The sequence below is a fragment of the Pantoea sp. T14 genome (assembly GCF_036663535.1).
GTDB lineage: Bacteria > Pseudomonadota > Gammaproteobacteria > Enterobacterales > Enterobacteriaceae > Pantoea > Pantoea phytostimulans.
Genome location: NZ_JAWUEB010000006.1, coordinates 1 through 13,336, shown reverse-complemented (window position 1 = coordinate 13,336; position 13,336 = coordinate 1). Strand labels below are relative to the sequence as shown.

Below are 13,336 nucleotides of genomic sequence, written 5' to 3'. Positions count from 1 at the left end.
GCTTCAATCACATCAACTCATTAAACTGACCTGAGCCGCCACGATGCGCCAGCCGCACGGCAACTTCACCCAGGTTTGCTGCTGGCGACCGATCTTCTCGCTACCTTCGCGGGTAAACTCGGTGCTGCACACCGCATAATCTTCGCCAAACGTGGTGATCACCGTATTATGCAGCGTACGATTCAGCCCGGCAGAAGGGCGCGCAGCCCGGAAGGCACGAATCTCATCAATCCCATACAAATTCTCACCGGCACCCAGCCGCACGGTGCGTGCATCATGCCAAAACAGTTCGTCCAGTACGTCAATATCGTTACCGATCAGTGCTTGTTCATAGCGGTAAAAAGCCTCTGTCACTTCGGCAACAATCATGGGGCGATCAATATATTCAGATTTCATCAGGCACCTGTGATACTCATTTGTGGCAGGGTTAATCCTTGCTGCTCGAGCGCATAGGCAGCGCGCAGCGCAGCCTCTTCTTTAAACGGCGCGGCGATAAGCTGGAGTCCAATCGGCAAACCGCTTTTCGTTGCCAGCGGTACGGTACAGACCGGCAAGCCCAAAAACGAAATCGGCTGCGTTAGCATTCCCATACTGGCTTTAGCTGGCAGATCCTGCCCATTAATGTGAATACTTTCCTGACCAATGGCTATCGCGCTGCACGGCGTGGCGGGCGCAATCAATACATCGAAATGGTCAAACAGCGTCAGCACCTGTTGCTGGAAATAGCGGCGGAAACGCTGCGCCTGAACATACCACGCGCCAGGCATCATCGCGCCAGCCAGCAAACGCTCACGCGAGTTGGGTTCAAACTGTTCCGGCATCTGGCGCAGCGCAGGCAAATAGTGATTACCGCCTTCCGATGCGGTCATGATGAACGCTGCTGAACGCGCCAGTTCGGCTTCTGGCATCTCCACTTCCTGGTTGGCCTGCAAGGCATGAGCCGCCACAGCCAGAGCAGTGCGTGCATCTTCATCACACCAGGTTGAGAAAAAGCCACCCAATACGCCGCAGCGCAAGCCGTTGTCGCCCTGGGCTAACGCTGGAAAAGTGGGCGCAACCGGGCGATCTGCCTGAAAGGCATCACGGCTGTCGTGGCCTTGCAGCAGGTCATAAACGAGCGCCAAATCGTCCACGCGTCGGGCAAATGGACCAATATGATCAAGGCTGGCAACAAACGGATGAGTGCCGCTGCGCGATAAGCGCCCAAACGTCGGTTTCAGGCCGAAGATACCGCACAATGAAGCGGGAACGCGAATCGATCCGTTGGTGTCCGTACCAAGCGAGAAGTGCACTAAACCTGCCGCGACCGCCGCCGCAGAACCGCCGGACGATCCGCCGGCTACGCGAGAAAGATCGCGCGGATTATGCGTCGCGCCGTAATGGCTGTTTTCAGTGGTAAAACCATAAGCGTAGGCATCCATATTCAGCATGCCGGAAAGCAGCGCGCCCGATTCACGCAGTCGGTTAACCGCCCAGGCATCTTCGCGTGCGGCAGGCCGTTCACTGAACAAGCGGGCACCCGCTAAGGTGCTATGGCCTGCAACGTCAAACAGGTTTTTTACCGCGTAAGGAATACCCGCCAGTGGCGCCAGGACTTCACCGCGCTGGCGCTGATTATCCACCTGCTCAGCTTCTTTTAACATGCGTTGCCCGGTGACTTCAGTCCAGGCGTTGAGTGCTGGATTGTGTTGCTCAATCGCCTGCAGCGTGTCGGTGGCAACGTCATGCGCGCTGATATTGCCGTTTTGAATCGCCTGATGCAGCGAATGAATCGAGAGTTCACTCAGTTTCATGCTTTGTACACTCCTGCCACTTCCAGACGATCGTCGAGTGGAAACGCCATCAGCGGTGCCGCCATGCCAGCAATACGTGTCATCTGCGTCAGCAGCTCAGCGCGACGCGCCTCATCCAGCTCGACATTCAGTATCTGTTCCATTTGCGCGATATAGATCGCCCAGTCGATGTTCTGATTCATCATTCTCTCCGGTTAAAAACCTGCGGCGCTGCCGTTGCTGCGCGGATCGCTCGCGCCTTCAAACATGCCGTTGTTGTGTCGCACAATCGCACCAGCATGGCCGACCGCTTCACTGAAATCTGGCAGCAGCTCAACGTCGTGGCCCAACTGACGCAAACGTTCCAGCGTTTCGATGGAGAAGCGGCCTTCCAGCTTGAGCGAGTCAGAAGATTGCCCCCATGTGCGGCCCAGCAACCAGCGCGGCGCGCTCACCGCTTGCTGTAGCGGCATGCCCTGAATCACGTGACGCGTAAAAATTGCGGCCTGCGTTTGGGGTTGCCCATCGCCGCCCATTGAGCCGTAAACCATCACGCGGCCATCTTTCAGTCGCGCTGCCGCCGGGTTAAGGGTGTGGAAGGGTTGTTTGCCCGGTGCCAGCGCCAGCAAATGTTCAGGATCGAGGCTGAAAGCCGCGCCGCGGTTTTGCCAGGTGATCCCGGTGCCGGGCAGCACCACGCCGCTACCAAATTCGTGATAGATGCTTTGAATAAAGGAGACCGCAAGGCCGCTGCTGTCCATGACGCCCATCCACACCGTATCGCCGGGACCGCGACCGGTTCCCCACGGCGCAGCACGATCATCCTCTATTTGGCTGGCAAGCGTGGCGAGGTGATCGCTGTCGAGCAACGCTTGCAGATCTTCGGTGATGTGGCGCGGATCGGTAATATGCTTGTCGCGCAGCGCAAAGGCTTTTTTAGTGGCCTCAACGATGCGGTGCACGGTTTGCGCTTCATCCGCTTTCGCCATCTGCAGCCGATCGGTAATGCCAAGAATTGCCAGCGAAACCATGCCTTGAGTCGGTGGTGTCATATTCCAGATATCACCTTCGCTGTGGGCGATATGCAGCGGCGTGCAGCGCCGGGCACGCTGTTGTTGCAAGTCTTCAAGGGTAATCGGCATGCCGAGCGCGGACAGTTCACGTGCCAGATGATGCGACAAATTGCCGCGATAAAAGCTGTCGAGCCCTTCCTCAGCTAACTGGCTCAGCGTTTGCGCCAGTGCTGGCTGAGTAAAACGGCTGCCCGCTTGCGGAACATCGCCATCCGGTAAAAACGTCGCGGCAAAACCGGGCTGATGCTGCAATTCAGCGCGCTTAGCTTCGGTTGCCGCAGCCTGAGAAGCCGTCACTGGAATGCCGTCGGCAGCATACCGAAGGGCATCACGCAGTAGCCGTGCCAACGGAAGCGGCGTGCCGCCCAGTTCGCCGGAAAGCGTTAACGCTTCCTGCCAGCCGCTGACGGTGCCCGCTACGGTCAGCGCTGCTTTAGGGCCGCGATGGGGAATATGCGGTTCATTGTGATAGAAATCGAAGTGGGCGAGGGAACCGGCTGAGCCGCTGGCATCAATGGCAATCGGGTCGCCTTGTGGCGGCATCACTAACCAAAAACCATCACCGCCTAAGCCATTCATGTGCGGATAAACCACCGCAATGGTAGAGGCTGCCGCCACCATCGCTTCAATGGCGTTGCCGCCTTCGCGCAGTACCGCCAGCGCGCTTTCACTGGCCAGATGATGCGGTGTAACCGCCATGCCCAGCGGGGCCATATTGCTCTGAATCATTCGTTTCTCGTTTTGCTTTCGGGTAACAGTAGAGAAACTAAAGCAAGAGCTGTTCCAGTTTTCACTAAGGTGACAAAGGGATGAAGCGAACCTGGCGCAAAATATGCTAGCTTGATCTGAAACGAAAGTTACAGGATGAATAATGAAACAGCTTGATGAACGGCTCAGAAGCCACTATCCCCAGCTTTCGCCGCAGGAACAGCGCATTGCTGACTTTGTCTTTGATCACTTTGATGATCTCATCAGCTACAACAGCGCTGAGCTGGCGCGGCTGAGTGGCGTGTCGAAAGCCACCGTCAGCCGCCTGTTTAAACGTTTGGGCTATGAAAAATACAAAGATATGCGCGATGAATTGCGTACCCTGCGCCAAAGTGGCATGCCGCTTACCGACAACCGCGATGCGGTGCAGGGCAACACCCTGTTGTCGCGCCACTACAAGCAGGAAATGGCGAATCTGACACAGTGGGTTAACAACATTGATGCACAGCAGTTCAGTGAAGTCATTCAGCAGTTAGCACAGGCAAAACGCATTTTTATCATTGGAATGCGCAACGCTTATCCGGTTGCTTTGCACCTGCGTCAACAGCTAATGCAGGCGCGTCCGCAGGTGCATATTCTGCCGCAACCAGGCCAAACGCTGGCGGAAGAGTTGGTTGATATCACCCCGGATGACATGGTGGTGGTGATGGCGTTTCGTCGTCGCACGCGCATTATTCGTCCGCTGATGCAGCAGTTGCAAAGCGCTGGCGTGCCGCAACTGGCTTTGTGTGAACCCCAGGCGCAGACGGTGATTTCACTGGCACGCTGGCAACTCTGCGCGCCCCTCGACAGCGTTTCTGCCTTTGACAGCTATGCTTCAGCGATGAGCCTGATTAATTTGCTGGCGAATGCGTTATTACACGAAATGTTATCTCATGGGCGTCAACGTATTCACCATATTGCCGATCTTTATCAGCAATTTGACGAGTTGGAGCACCGCTAACAGGCATCATTTTGGTGCTTTGCCTCTTTTTGGTTCATCTCCTCTTGACGGTTTAAGCGCGATTGTTACGCCGTCAATCTCCTAATGCCTCGAATAAATAACGCGTTTCTCCAGATAATGCTGGTTGGCACATTAGTTGCAAATTGCTTTATCAAGAATCTTTTGTTTCACGTAAATCTTTCACGTTAATTCACTGGGGTGCATAATGAAAAAAGTTTTGATGGCAGTGGCGACAGCGGCATTACTGATGGCACAAGCAGGCAGTGCGCTGGCTGATCAACTGCAGGATATTCAAAAGCGCGGCGTCCTTCGCGTTGCGGTACCTCAGGACTTCCCGCCGTTTGGATCGGTTGGCACTGACTTGCAGCCGCAAGGTTATGACATCGACATGGCGAAGTATCTGGCTAAACAGATGAAACTTAAGTTGCAGTTGGTGCCCGTCACCAGCGCTAACCGCGTGCCTTATCTTCAGACCGATAAAGTCGATCTGGTGATCTCCAGCATGGGTAAAAACGCTGAGCGTGAAAAGGTCATCGACTTTACGCGTGCCTATGCGCCGTTCTTCCTGGGCGTGTTTGGGCCAAAAGGTGAAGAGGTGAAAGACGCGGCGGCGCTGAGCGGTAAGTCTGTTGGCGTAACGCGCGGAGCAGTTGAAGATATGGTGTTGAGCGATGTCGCGCCAAAAGATGCGCAGGTAAAACGTTATGAAGATAACAACACCACGCTGTCAGCTTATCTTTCGGGTCAGGTTCAATACGTCGCGACCGGTAACTTAGTGGTGGCTGCGATCACTCGTCAGAACCCGGCGAAAGCGCCCGTTGCCCAGTTCATGTTGAAAGATTCACCGTGCTTTATCGGTCTGAAGAAAAATGAGCCGGCGCTGAAAGATAAGATGAATGCGCTGATTGAGCAGGGCATCAAAGATGGCACGTTGAACAAACTGTCGCAAGAGTGGTTGAAAGCACCGCTGCCTGCCAACCTCGGCGCATAAGGACGAAACAATGATCGGGCAACTTAACTTTCCCGCATTGTGGCCGTATTGGCCGGAATTGCTCTCCGGCCTCTGGATCACCATTCAGCTGACGGTGCTCGCTACTGTCGGCGGTGTCGGCCTCGGTATCTTTGGCGCGGCGTTACGCAGCGGCAAACCGAGCGCGTTGAGTCGCATCTGGGGCGTGTACGTCGAACTGATCCGCAATACGCCGTTCGTGGTGCAACTCTTTTTTATCGTATTCGGTTTACCCAATCTCGGGCTGAAACTCACTGCGGGTGAAGCTGCGCTGCTGGCGATGCTAATTAACCTTGGCGCGTACAGCACCGAAATTATTCGCGCCGGCATTCAGGTGACACCTAAAGGGCAATGGGAAGCGGGACGCGTATTGGGATTAACCCGCAGCCAGACATTTCTGCGCGTGGTGCTGCCGCCGTCGCTGCAGCGTATTTACCCCGCGCTGGTCAGCCAATGCATCATCGTGATGCTGGGATCGTCAGTGGTGTCACAGGTTTCCTATGAAGAACTGACGTTTGCTGCCAACCTGATTCAGTCTCGCACCTTTTTGAGCTTTGAAGTCTATCTGGTGACCACGCTGATCTATCTGGCGTTGTCCATTGCCATGCGTCAGCTGCTGCTGGGCATTGGCCGCAAATGGTTTGGAGTGCAGGCATGATGACGAGCTTTACCGATTGGGACATCGTGCGCAACTTACTGCTGGCGGCGCGCTGGACCATTTTATTATCGCTGGTGGCGTTTTTTGGCGGTACGGTCGTCACGCTTCCGCTGCTGTTTATGCGCTTGCTGAAACGCAAATGGCTGTCGCGTGCGGTTCGCGCTTACACCGAACTGTTTCAGGGCACGCCGCTGCTGATGCAGCTGTTTCTGGCTTTTTTCGGCGTCGGGATGTTCGGGATTGATGTTGCACCCTGGACCGCGGCGTCGGTTGCTTTAACGCTCTATACCAGCGCCTTCCTGGTCGATATCTGGTACGGCAGCATTAATGCGCTACCCAAAGGCCAATGGGAAGCGTCGCGCTGCCTGGGACTCAATTTCGGTCAAACACTGATGCGAGTCATTACACCGCAGGCGATTCGTATCGCCATCGCGCCCACCGTGGGCTTTGCCGTGCAGGTCATCAAAGGCACCGCGCTGGCTTCCATCATCGGTTTCATTGAGCTGACTAAAGCGGGCACGATTTTAAATAACGTGACCTATCAGCCATTTAAAGTATTCGGGTTGGTGGCACTGGGCTACTTCCTGATGTGTTATCCGCTGTCTCGCTACAGCCAGTATCTGGAGAAAAAATTCAATGCCGCTCATCACCATTAATCAGGTGCAGAAATATTACGGCACAAACCATGTGCTGAAAGGCGTCGATCTGGATGTCGATATGGGTGAAGTCATCTCCATTATTGGTCGCAGCGGATCGGGAAAAAGTACGCTGTTACGCTGCATGAATGGCCTTGAAGGTTATCAGGAAGGCAGTATTAAGCTGGGCGGAATGACCATCACCGATCGTGAGTCACAGGCGCGTGAAATCAGCCGTTCGGTTGGGATGGTGTTTCAGAACTTCAATCTGTTTCCGCACATGACGGCGCTGGAAAACGTCATGCTGGCGCCGCGCCGCGTGCTGAAAAAGGGTGAAGCCGAGTGCCGTGAACTGGCGGCGCAGATGCTGGATAAAGTCGGCCTCGGCGAACGACTGAACTACTATCCTTCCAGCCTTTCCGGCGGCCAGCAGCAGCGCGTGGCGATTGCCCGTGCGCTGGCGATGACGCCCAAAGTTTTACTCTGTGACGAGATCACCTCGGCGCTCGATCCTGAATTGGTTGGCGAAGTGCTGAAGGTATTAGAAAAGCTGGCGGCAGAAGGCATGACGCTGATTCTCGTTACGCATGAAATGAACTTCGCCCGCGACGTGGGCGATCGTGTGGTCTTTATGCATCAGGGGCGCGTCTGGGAGCAGGGCGACAGTAAAACGCTGTTCGCGAATCCGCAAACACCAGAGCTGAAGCAGTTTATCTCCTCAGTCCGCCTCTAAGTGTCTAACAAGGAATTCACCATGGATATCACCCAATTCTCACAACTTAATCCCCCTCAACGCCTGCTGATGGGGCCGGGGCCGATCAACGCCGATCCACGCGTACTGCGTGCGATGTCGAGCCAGTTGCTGGGTCAGTACGATCCCGCCATGACGCATTACATGAATGAAGTGATGGCGCTCTATCGTGGCGTGTTTCGTACTGAAAACCGCTGGACGATGCTGGTTGATGGCACTTCACGCGCCGGTATCGAAGCGATTCTGCTGTCGGCAATTCGTCCAGGCGACAAAGTGTTGGTGCCGGTATTTGGACGTTTTGGTCATTTGCTGTGTGAGATTGCTCGCCGCTGTCGCGCTGAAGTGCACACCATTGAGGTGCCGTGGGGCGAAGTCTTTACGCCCGATCAGGTGGAAGATGCCATTAAACGCGTGAAGCCGCGCCTGCTGTTGACGGTACAGGGCGACACGTCCACCACCATGCTGCAACCGCTGGCGGAGTTGGGAGCTATCTGTAAAAAGTACGGCGTGCTGTTCTATACCGATGCCACCGCTTCGCTGGCCGGCAACGCGCTGGAAACCGATGCGTGGGGGTTGGACGCGGTTTCTGCTGGCATGCAAAAGTGCCTTGGCGGCCCGTCTGGCACCTCGCCGATTACGCTGAGCGCCGAAATGGAAGCCGTGATCCGCAAACGCAAATGTGTGGAAGAGGGGATTCGCACTGACGCGCATCAGGATGGCGACGACGAGATGATCTACTCCAACTATTTCGATCTCGGCATGGTGATGGATTACTGGGGACCCGAGCGCCTGAATCACCACACTGAAGCGACCACCGCGCTGTTTGGCGCCCGGGAATGCGCGCGTTTGATCCTGCAGGAAGGACTGGATAACGGCATTGCGCGCCACCAACTGCATGGCGAAGCGATGTTGAAAGGGATTCAGGGCATGGGACTGGAAACCTTCGGCGACCTGAAACACAAAATGAATAACGTATTGGGCGTGGTGATTCCGCAGGGCGTTAATGGCGATCAGGTACGCAAACTGATGCTGGACGATTTCGCTATCGAAATCGGTACCTCGTTTGGCCCGCTGCACGGCAAAGTCTGGCGTATCGGCACTATGGGTTACAACGCACGAAAAGATTGCGTGATGCAAACGCTGTCTGCGCTGGAAAGCGTGTTAACGCATCTGGGTTATCGCACCCCGCAAGGTGCGGCTTCACAAGCGGCGTGGGATCACTACGGGAGCCATGCATGAAAATGAACGCCAGCGAAGCGCAAACCGCCGCGCTGCGCGTGATGACGCGCTGTGACGCGCTGGCAGAGATCAGCGAGTCGGCCGACGGATTAACCCGAGTTTATCTGTCACCAGAGCATTTACGCGCTAATGCCTGCGTGGGTGAATGGATGAAAGCCGCCGGTATGCAGGTTTGGCAAGATGCCGTCGGCAATATCTGTGGACGTTACGAAGCCGTTGATGTGGGCGCACCTGCGCTGTTGTTGGGTTCGCATCTTGATACGGTACGCAACGCGGGCCGCTACGACGGGATGCTTGGCGTTTTAACCGCCATTGAAACCGTGCAATGGCTGCATGAACGTCAGCAACGCTTGCCGCTGGCGATTGAGATTATAGGTTTTGGCGACGAGGAGGGTACGCGTTTCGGCATTACGCTGTTAGGCAGCCGCGGCATTACCGGCACCTGGCCGGAAAGCTGGGTAACCCATCCCGATGGCAACGGCATTACCGTGGCACAGGCGATGAGCGACGTCGGACTCGACAGCACCCAAATCCATCGCGCAGCGCGAGATGTTAACGAGATCGTGGCCTATCTGGAATTGCATATCGAACAGGGGCCTTGTCTGGAGCAAGAGAACCTGGCGCTCGGCGTGGTCACCGCCATTAATGGTGCACGTCGCCTGAATTGCCGCTTCACCGGCGAAGCGGGTCACGCGGGCACGGTGCCGATGACGCATCGCAAAGATGCGCTGGCCGCTGCTGCCGAATGGATGGTGTTTATCGAACACACCACGCGCGAACAGGACCCGCAACTGGTGGCCACCGTGGGTACCTTAAGTTGCGCGCCCGGCGCGGTGAATGTTATTCCTGGCGAAGTCGATTTGTCGCTGGATGTACGCGGGCCACAAGACGATCCGCTGGAAGCCTTGCTGTCGACGCTGTTGACGCAAGCTGAAGCGATCGCGCTGCGTCGTGGTTTGCGTTTCGAATCCCATGAGTATTATCGCATTGCGGCAACGGCCTGCGATCCACTGTTGCAGCAGGCTTTGAGCCACGCGGTAGAAACCGTGCAGGGCCGAAGTGTGTCGCTGCCGAGCGGCGCGGGACATGATGCCATCGCGATTGCCGAACGCTGGCCGGTTGGGATGTTGTTTGTGCGCAACGATCGTGGCATCAGTCATCATCCGGCTGAATCGGTTATGGCTGAGGATGTGGCACCCGCCGTTCAGGCCTATTTGCAGGCGATCTGTCATATTGCAGAACAGAATCGCTGAACGGATTCATTAAAGGGAGAGAAGCATGGAATTAGCCGTTTTTAATCAGCTTTCCGCTGATGATGCTATCGCTTCAATTGCTCATTGCGTGGCGATTCCCGCCTGGCAACAGGCGCTGGCAGCAGCGCGCCCTTATACGTCGCTCGACGCGCTGCTCGCCGAGGGCGATCGATTGGCGCGTCAATGGCAGGGCACCGATCTTCAGCAGGCACTCTCTGCACATCCGCGTATTGGCGATCGGGTAAGTGGCGCGAGTAAAGAGGCTTCGCTGTCGCGTGGCGAGCAATCTGCGATGCAGCAGGCTGATAACACGTTGCAACAGGCGATGTTGCAAGGCAATCAGCGCTACGAAGCCCGCTTTGGTCGGGTATTTTTGATTCGCGCAAAAGGGCGTAGCGGCGAAGAGATGCTGGCAGAGTTACAGCGTCGTCTGGGCAATGACCCGCAAAGCGAGCAGCAGGAAGCGCTGGATCAACTGCGAGAAATCACCTTGTTACGTCTTAAGGAGAGCATGGCATGAGCACCATTACTACTCACATTCTTGATACCGCGCTGGGCAAACCGGCAATCGGCGTGGCGATTTCACTGGAGCAAAATAGCCCGGAAGGATGGCTTCCCGTTTCTGAAGGCGTCACTGACAGCGACGGGCGGCTGAAAGATTTAACGCCAGAACCGGTATCGCCAGGACATTATCGCCTGACCGCCGAAATTGGTGATTACTTTGCGGTTGCAGGTCGCGATGCGCTGTATGTCAGTGCCCAAATTGATTTTGTCATTGCCGAGGCGGGCAGCCATTTCCACCTGCCGTTTTTGATTTCGCCTTGGTCATGGTCGACTTATCGGGGAAGTTGAGGGGCTCTTAGTGGGTGCGCGCTGTCCCCCATCCCGGCCTTCCCCCGCATCGCGGGGGAAGGAGACGCTGCCACATGTTGATACCGAATTCGCCTATTGCAGCATCTTCCTCCCCCATTTATGGGGGAGGACCGAGGTGGGGGACAAAAGACCTCGCACTTTAGAGGAGCGAGGTGGGGGACAAAAGACCTCGCACTTTAGCAGCGCGAGGCGGGAAAAGCGCAGCCCATCACGTCAGCGAAAAATCATCCGCATCGCGCCATGCCGGGAAGCGTTCGCGGTAGGCGTTCAATTCATCCAGTGAAAGCTCAGCATCGAGGCGCGCCGGTTTAAAGGGTTCGGCGGCGCTGATGATCTCTCCTTGCGGCGAAATAATCCGGCTATCACCGCTGTATTGATGCTGATTGCCATCGCTACCTACGCGATTACAACCCGCCACATAAGCCTGATTCTCAATGGCCCGCGCTAATAACAGCGCTTGCCAGTGCAGCGCGCGCGGCGCAGGCCAGTTCGCGACAAACAGCGCCAGATCGTAATCATTGCGGTTGCGGGAAAAGACCGGGAAACGCAGGTCATAACAGATTTGTGGCAGGATACGCCAGCCACGCCAGCTGAAGACCTCACGGGTTGCGCCCGGCAAATAATGGTGATGTTCATCGGCCATGCGGAACAGATGACGCTTGTCATACTGATGCAGCGTACCATTTGGCTCAACTAGCAAAAAACGGTTCACCGCACCGTTTTCAGTTTGGATCGCCGCGCTGCCGCCAACCAACGCATCCGTGGCACGTGCATGCCCGTGTAACCATTCCACCACCTGCGCTTGTGGCAGCGAGCTTTTCGCCGCTTCCATAGCAAACCCGGTGGTAAACATTTCAGGCAGCAGAATCACATCCCGGCCATGAATACCCTTCAGAACCTGATCAAAATGGCGTAGGTTAGCTTCGCCATCCATCCAGCTCAGCGTTTCCTGCAAAACCGTGATATTTAAAGCTGACATAAACGCTCCGCAGCGGCATCCAGCGTCGCTTCTTGTTTAGCAAAACAGAGGCGAATTAGCTTGTGTGGGAATGGATCGGCACAGAATACCGATAACGGAATCGCGGCGACACCCACTTCTTTGGTTAACCATTGACAGAAACTCACATCATCCAGATCAGAAATTGCGCTGTAATCGGCGAGCAGGAAATAAGTGCCTTCACAGGGCAGCACCTCAAAGCGGCTTTTGCTCAATGCCTGAATCAAACGATCGCGGCGGGCACGGTAAAACTCCGGCAGTTCACGATAGTGTTCAGGTTCCTGACGCAGCATATCGGCAATGGCGAGTTGGGCAGGGGTATTCACGGAGAATGTCAGGTATTGGTGCACTTTGCGGATCTCAGCGCTGATAGCCGCAGGTGCGATGCAATAACCCACTTTCCAGCCGGTCATGTGAAAGGTTTTACCAAATGACGATACGGCAACCGCACGTTGACGCAACCCGGCATGCGCCAGCACGCTGGCATGACCTTCTTCGGCAAAGCAAATGTGCTCGTAAACTTCGTCGCTCAGCACATAGATTTCTTGATCGGAAATCGCCTGCCACAGCGCGGCATAATCACTTTTGCGCCACACAGTAGCGGAAGGGTTGTGCGGTGTATTCAGGATCACCAAACGGGTTTTATCGCTGAGCAACGTGTTGAATGCAGCCCAATCAACGCGAAAACCCGGCGGTTGCAGGGCGATGCGTTTCAACACGCCGCCCGCCAGTTGTACCGCGGGTGCGTAGCTGTCATAGCTGGGATCAAAGCAGATCACTTCGTCGCCTGGACGCACCAGTGCGGTGATCGATGCATACAACGCTTCGGTCGCGCCTGCAGTAACGGTAATCTCACTGTCGATGTCTGGCTGGTGGCCATAAAGCTCAGCGGTTTTAGCGGCAATCGCTTCACGCAGCGGCAGCGTACCGGTCATTGGCGCATACTGATTCGCGCCCTGGCTAACATGATACGCCAGACGTTCCTGCAAATAGCGCGGGCCATCAAAATCAGGAAAGCCCTGGGAAAGATTGATTGCGTTGTGCTGCTGCGCCAGCGCGCTCATTTGCGTAAAAATGGTGGTGCCGAGGGCAGGTAATTTGCTCTCAGGAATCAGGTTGTGCTGCGTCATTGTTCTTGGGCCTATAAGCGCGAATGTCGTTGCGGAGTAACCTTGTGTTGTTGTCACTATAAACAGGATGCTAGTATTTGGCAATCAAGACGCTTAGATGGCTATATCCGTCATGCTTCGCGCTGCAGATGCGTTGGCTGCTCGCATTTCACCCCGGCCACTTACCTGAGTAAGCTCCCGGGGGTTCATGCGTTTGTCGCCTTCCTGCAACCCGAATTATTTAGGATATCTATCC

At 55.6% G+C, this 13,336-nt stretch carries 15 protein-coding genes; 9 read left to right on the top strand and 6 right to left on the bottom strand.

All coding sequences use genetic code 11. From position 1 onward, the window contains the following. Positions 1–12 precede the first annotated feature (12 nt). The 4 genes from hpxZ to SC127_RS01800 are packed head-to-tail and all read right to left on the bottom strand — an operon-like array spanning position 13 to position 3,574. On the bottom strand, positions 13–396 hold the full coding sequence (gene hpxZ / locus SC127_RS01815; RefSeq protein ID WP_215847540.1) for an oxalurate catabolism protein HpxZ: 384 nt from the start codon (positions 394–396) through the stop codon (positions 13–15). After that, positions 396–1,793 (bottom strand): AtzE family amidohydrolase, encoded by a 1,398-nt coding sequence (locus SC127_RS01810; protein WP_332624944.1) that lies wholly within the window; start codon positions 1,791–1,793, stop codon positions 396–398. The genes hpxZ and SC127_RS01810 overlap by 1 nt, the downstream gene beginning before the upstream one ends. Further along, entirely contained in the window at positions 1,790–1,975 is a 186-nt protein-coding gene (gene hpxX / locus SC127_RS01805; RefSeq protein WP_215848331.1) for an oxalurate catabolism protein HpxX, read from the bottom strand. The genes SC127_RS01810 and hpxX overlap by 4 nt, the downstream gene beginning before the upstream one ends. 12 nt (positions 1,976–1,987) lie before the next feature. Continuing rightward, positions 1,988–3,574, bottom strand: coding sequence for a gamma-glutamyltransferase family protein (locus tag SC127_RS01800; RefSeq protein ID WP_243080086.1), 1,587 nt, complete (start codon positions 3,572–3,574; stop codon positions 1,988–1,990). A gap of 142 nt (positions 3,575–3,716) precedes the next feature. Between SC127_RS01800 and hpxU the strand changes: the two genes are divergently transcribed. From hpxU to uraH, 9 genes are all read left to right on the top strand, one after another. Beyond that, positions 3,717–4,556, top strand: coding sequence for a MurR/RpiR family transcriptional regulator HpxU (hpxU, locus tag SC127_RS01795; RefSeq protein ID WP_215847537.1), 840 nt, complete (start codon positions 3,717–3,719; stop codon positions 4,554–4,556). A 205-nt stretch (positions 4,557–4,761) separates the two neighbouring features. Further along, positions 4,762–5,547: a transporter substrate-binding domain-containing protein gene (locus SC127_RS01790; protein WP_215847536.1), complete on the top strand. Its 786-nt coding sequence runs from the start codon at positions 4,762–4,764 to the stop codon at positions 5,545–5,547. 10 nt (positions 5,548–5,557) lie between these two features. Next, positions 5,558–6,223 carry an amino acid ABC transporter permease gene (locus SC127_RS01785; protein ID WP_243080085.1) on the top strand — a complete coding sequence of 222 codons (666 nt, stop codon included), beginning with the start codon at positions 5,558–5,560 and terminating at the stop codon, positions 6,221–6,223. Continuing rightward, positions 6,223–6,879, top strand: coding sequence for an amino acid ABC transporter permease (locus SC127_RS01780; protein WP_243080097.1), 657 nt, complete (start codon positions 6,223–6,225; stop codon positions 6,877–6,879). Before SC127_RS01785 ends, SC127_RS01780 begins: the two co-directional genes overlap by 1 nt. Beyond that, entirely contained in the window at positions 6,860–7,591 is a 732-nt protein-coding gene (locus tag SC127_RS01775; RefSeq protein ID WP_243080084.1) for an amino acid ABC transporter ATP-binding protein, read from the top strand. Before SC127_RS01780 ends, SC127_RS01775 begins: the two co-directional genes overlap by 20 nt. Before the next feature lie 21 nt (positions 7,592–7,612). Then, entirely contained in the window at positions 7,613–8,848 is a 1,236-nt protein-coding gene (locus SC127_RS01770; protein ID WP_215847533.1) for a pyridoxal-phosphate-dependent aminotransferase family protein, read from the top strand. After that, positions 8,845–10,101 (top strand): allantoate amidohydrolase, encoded by a 1,257-nt coding sequence (gene hpxK, locus SC127_RS01765; protein ID WP_332624943.1) that lies wholly within the window; start codon positions 8,845–8,847, stop codon positions 10,099–10,101. Before SC127_RS01770 ends, hpxK begins: the two co-directional genes overlap by 4 nt. A gap of 25 nt (positions 10,102–10,126) precedes the next feature. Continuing rightward, a complete protein-coding gene (gene uraD / locus SC127_RS01760) occupies positions 10,127–10,621 on the top strand; it encodes a 2-oxo-4-hydroxy-4-carboxy-5-ureidoimidazoline decarboxylase (protein ID WP_215847531.1) in 495 nt (164 codons plus the stop codon). Then, on the top strand, positions 10,618–10,953 hold the full coding sequence (gene uraH / locus SC127_RS01755; protein ID WP_215847530.1) for a hydroxyisourate hydrolase: 336 nt from the start codon (positions 10,618–10,620) through the stop codon (positions 10,951–10,953). The genes uraD and uraH overlap by 4 nt, the downstream gene beginning before the upstream one ends. 229 nt (positions 10,954–11,182) lie before the next feature. On the opposite strand, the gene SC127_RS01750 is transcribed toward uraH, so the two are convergent. Together SC127_RS01750 and SC127_RS01745 are read right to left on the bottom strand one after the other, a co-directional pair. Further along, positions 11,183–11,953 carry an amidohydrolase gene (locus SC127_RS01750; RefSeq protein ID WP_332624942.1) on the bottom strand — a complete coding sequence of 257 codons (771 nt, stop codon included), beginning with the start codon at positions 11,951–11,953 and terminating at the stop codon, positions 11,183–11,185. Next, on the bottom strand, positions 11,941–13,101 hold the full coding sequence (locus SC127_RS01745; RefSeq protein WP_332624941.1) for a pyridoxal phosphate-dependent aminotransferase: 1,161 nt from the start codon (positions 13,099–13,101) through the stop codon (positions 11,941–11,943). The genes SC127_RS01750 and SC127_RS01745 overlap by 13 nt, the downstream gene beginning before the upstream one ends. Positions 13,102–13,336: the final 235 nt, after the last annotated feature.

What these genes read in the sequence shown, in the direction of transcription:
- hpxZ (WP_215847540.1), bottom strand. Translation starts at nt 396, where the DNA reads ATGAAATCTGAATATATTGATCGCCCCATGATTGTTGCCGAAGTGACA.
- SC127_RS01810 (WP_332624944.1), bottom strand. Translation starts at nt 1,793, where the DNA reads ATGAAACTGAGTGAACTCTCGATTCATTCGCTGCATCAGGCGATTCAA.
- hpxX (WP_215848331.1), bottom strand. Translation starts at nt 1,975, where the DNA reads ATGAATCAGAACATCGACTGGGCGATCTATATCGCGCAAATGGAACAG.
- SC127_RS01800 (WP_243080086.1), bottom strand. Translation starts at nt 3,574, where the DNA reads ATGATTCAGAGCAATATGGCCCCGCTGGGCATGGCGGTTACACCGCAT.
- hpxU (WP_215847537.1), top strand. Translation starts at nt 3,717, where the DNA reads ATGAAACAGCTTGATGAACGGCTCAGAAGCCACTATCCCCAGCTTTCG.
- SC127_RS01790 (WP_215847536.1), top strand. Translation starts at nt 4,762, where the DNA reads ATGAAAAAAGTTTTGATGGCAGTGGCGACAGCGGCATTACTGATGGCA.
- SC127_RS01785 (WP_243080085.1), top strand. Translation starts at nt 5,558, where the DNA reads ATGATCGGGCAACTTAACTTTCCCGCATTGTGGCCGTATTGGCCGGAA.
- SC127_RS01780 (WP_243080097.1), top strand. Translation starts at nt 6,223, where the DNA reads ATGACGAGCTTTACCGATTGGGACATCGTGCGCAACTTACTGCTGGCG.
- SC127_RS01775 (WP_243080084.1), top strand. Translation starts at nt 6,860, where the DNA reads ATGCCGCTCATCACCATTAATCAGGTGCAGAAATATTACGGCACAAAC.
- SC127_RS01770 (WP_215847533.1), top strand. Translation starts at nt 7,613, where the DNA reads ATGGATATCACCCAATTCTCACAACTTAATCCCCCTCAACGCCTGCTG.
- hpxK (WP_332624943.1), top strand. Translation starts at nt 8,845, where the DNA reads ATGAAAATGAACGCCAGCGAAGCGCAAACCGCCGCGCTGCGCGTGATG.
- uraD (WP_215847531.1), top strand. Translation starts at nt 10,127, where the DNA reads ATGGAATTAGCCGTTTTTAATCAGCTTTCCGCTGATGATGCTATCGCT.
- uraH (WP_215847530.1), top strand. Translation starts at nt 10,618, where the DNA reads ATGAGCACCATTACTACTCACATTCTTGATACCGCGCTGGGCAAACCG.
- SC127_RS01750 (WP_332624942.1), bottom strand. Translation starts at nt 11,953, where the DNA reads ATGTCAGCTTTAAATATCACGGTTTTGCAGGAAACGCTGAGCTGGATG.
- SC127_RS01745 (WP_332624941.1), bottom strand. Translation starts at nt 13,101, where the DNA reads ATGACGCAGCACAACCTGATTCCTGAGAGCAAATTACCTGCCCTCGGC.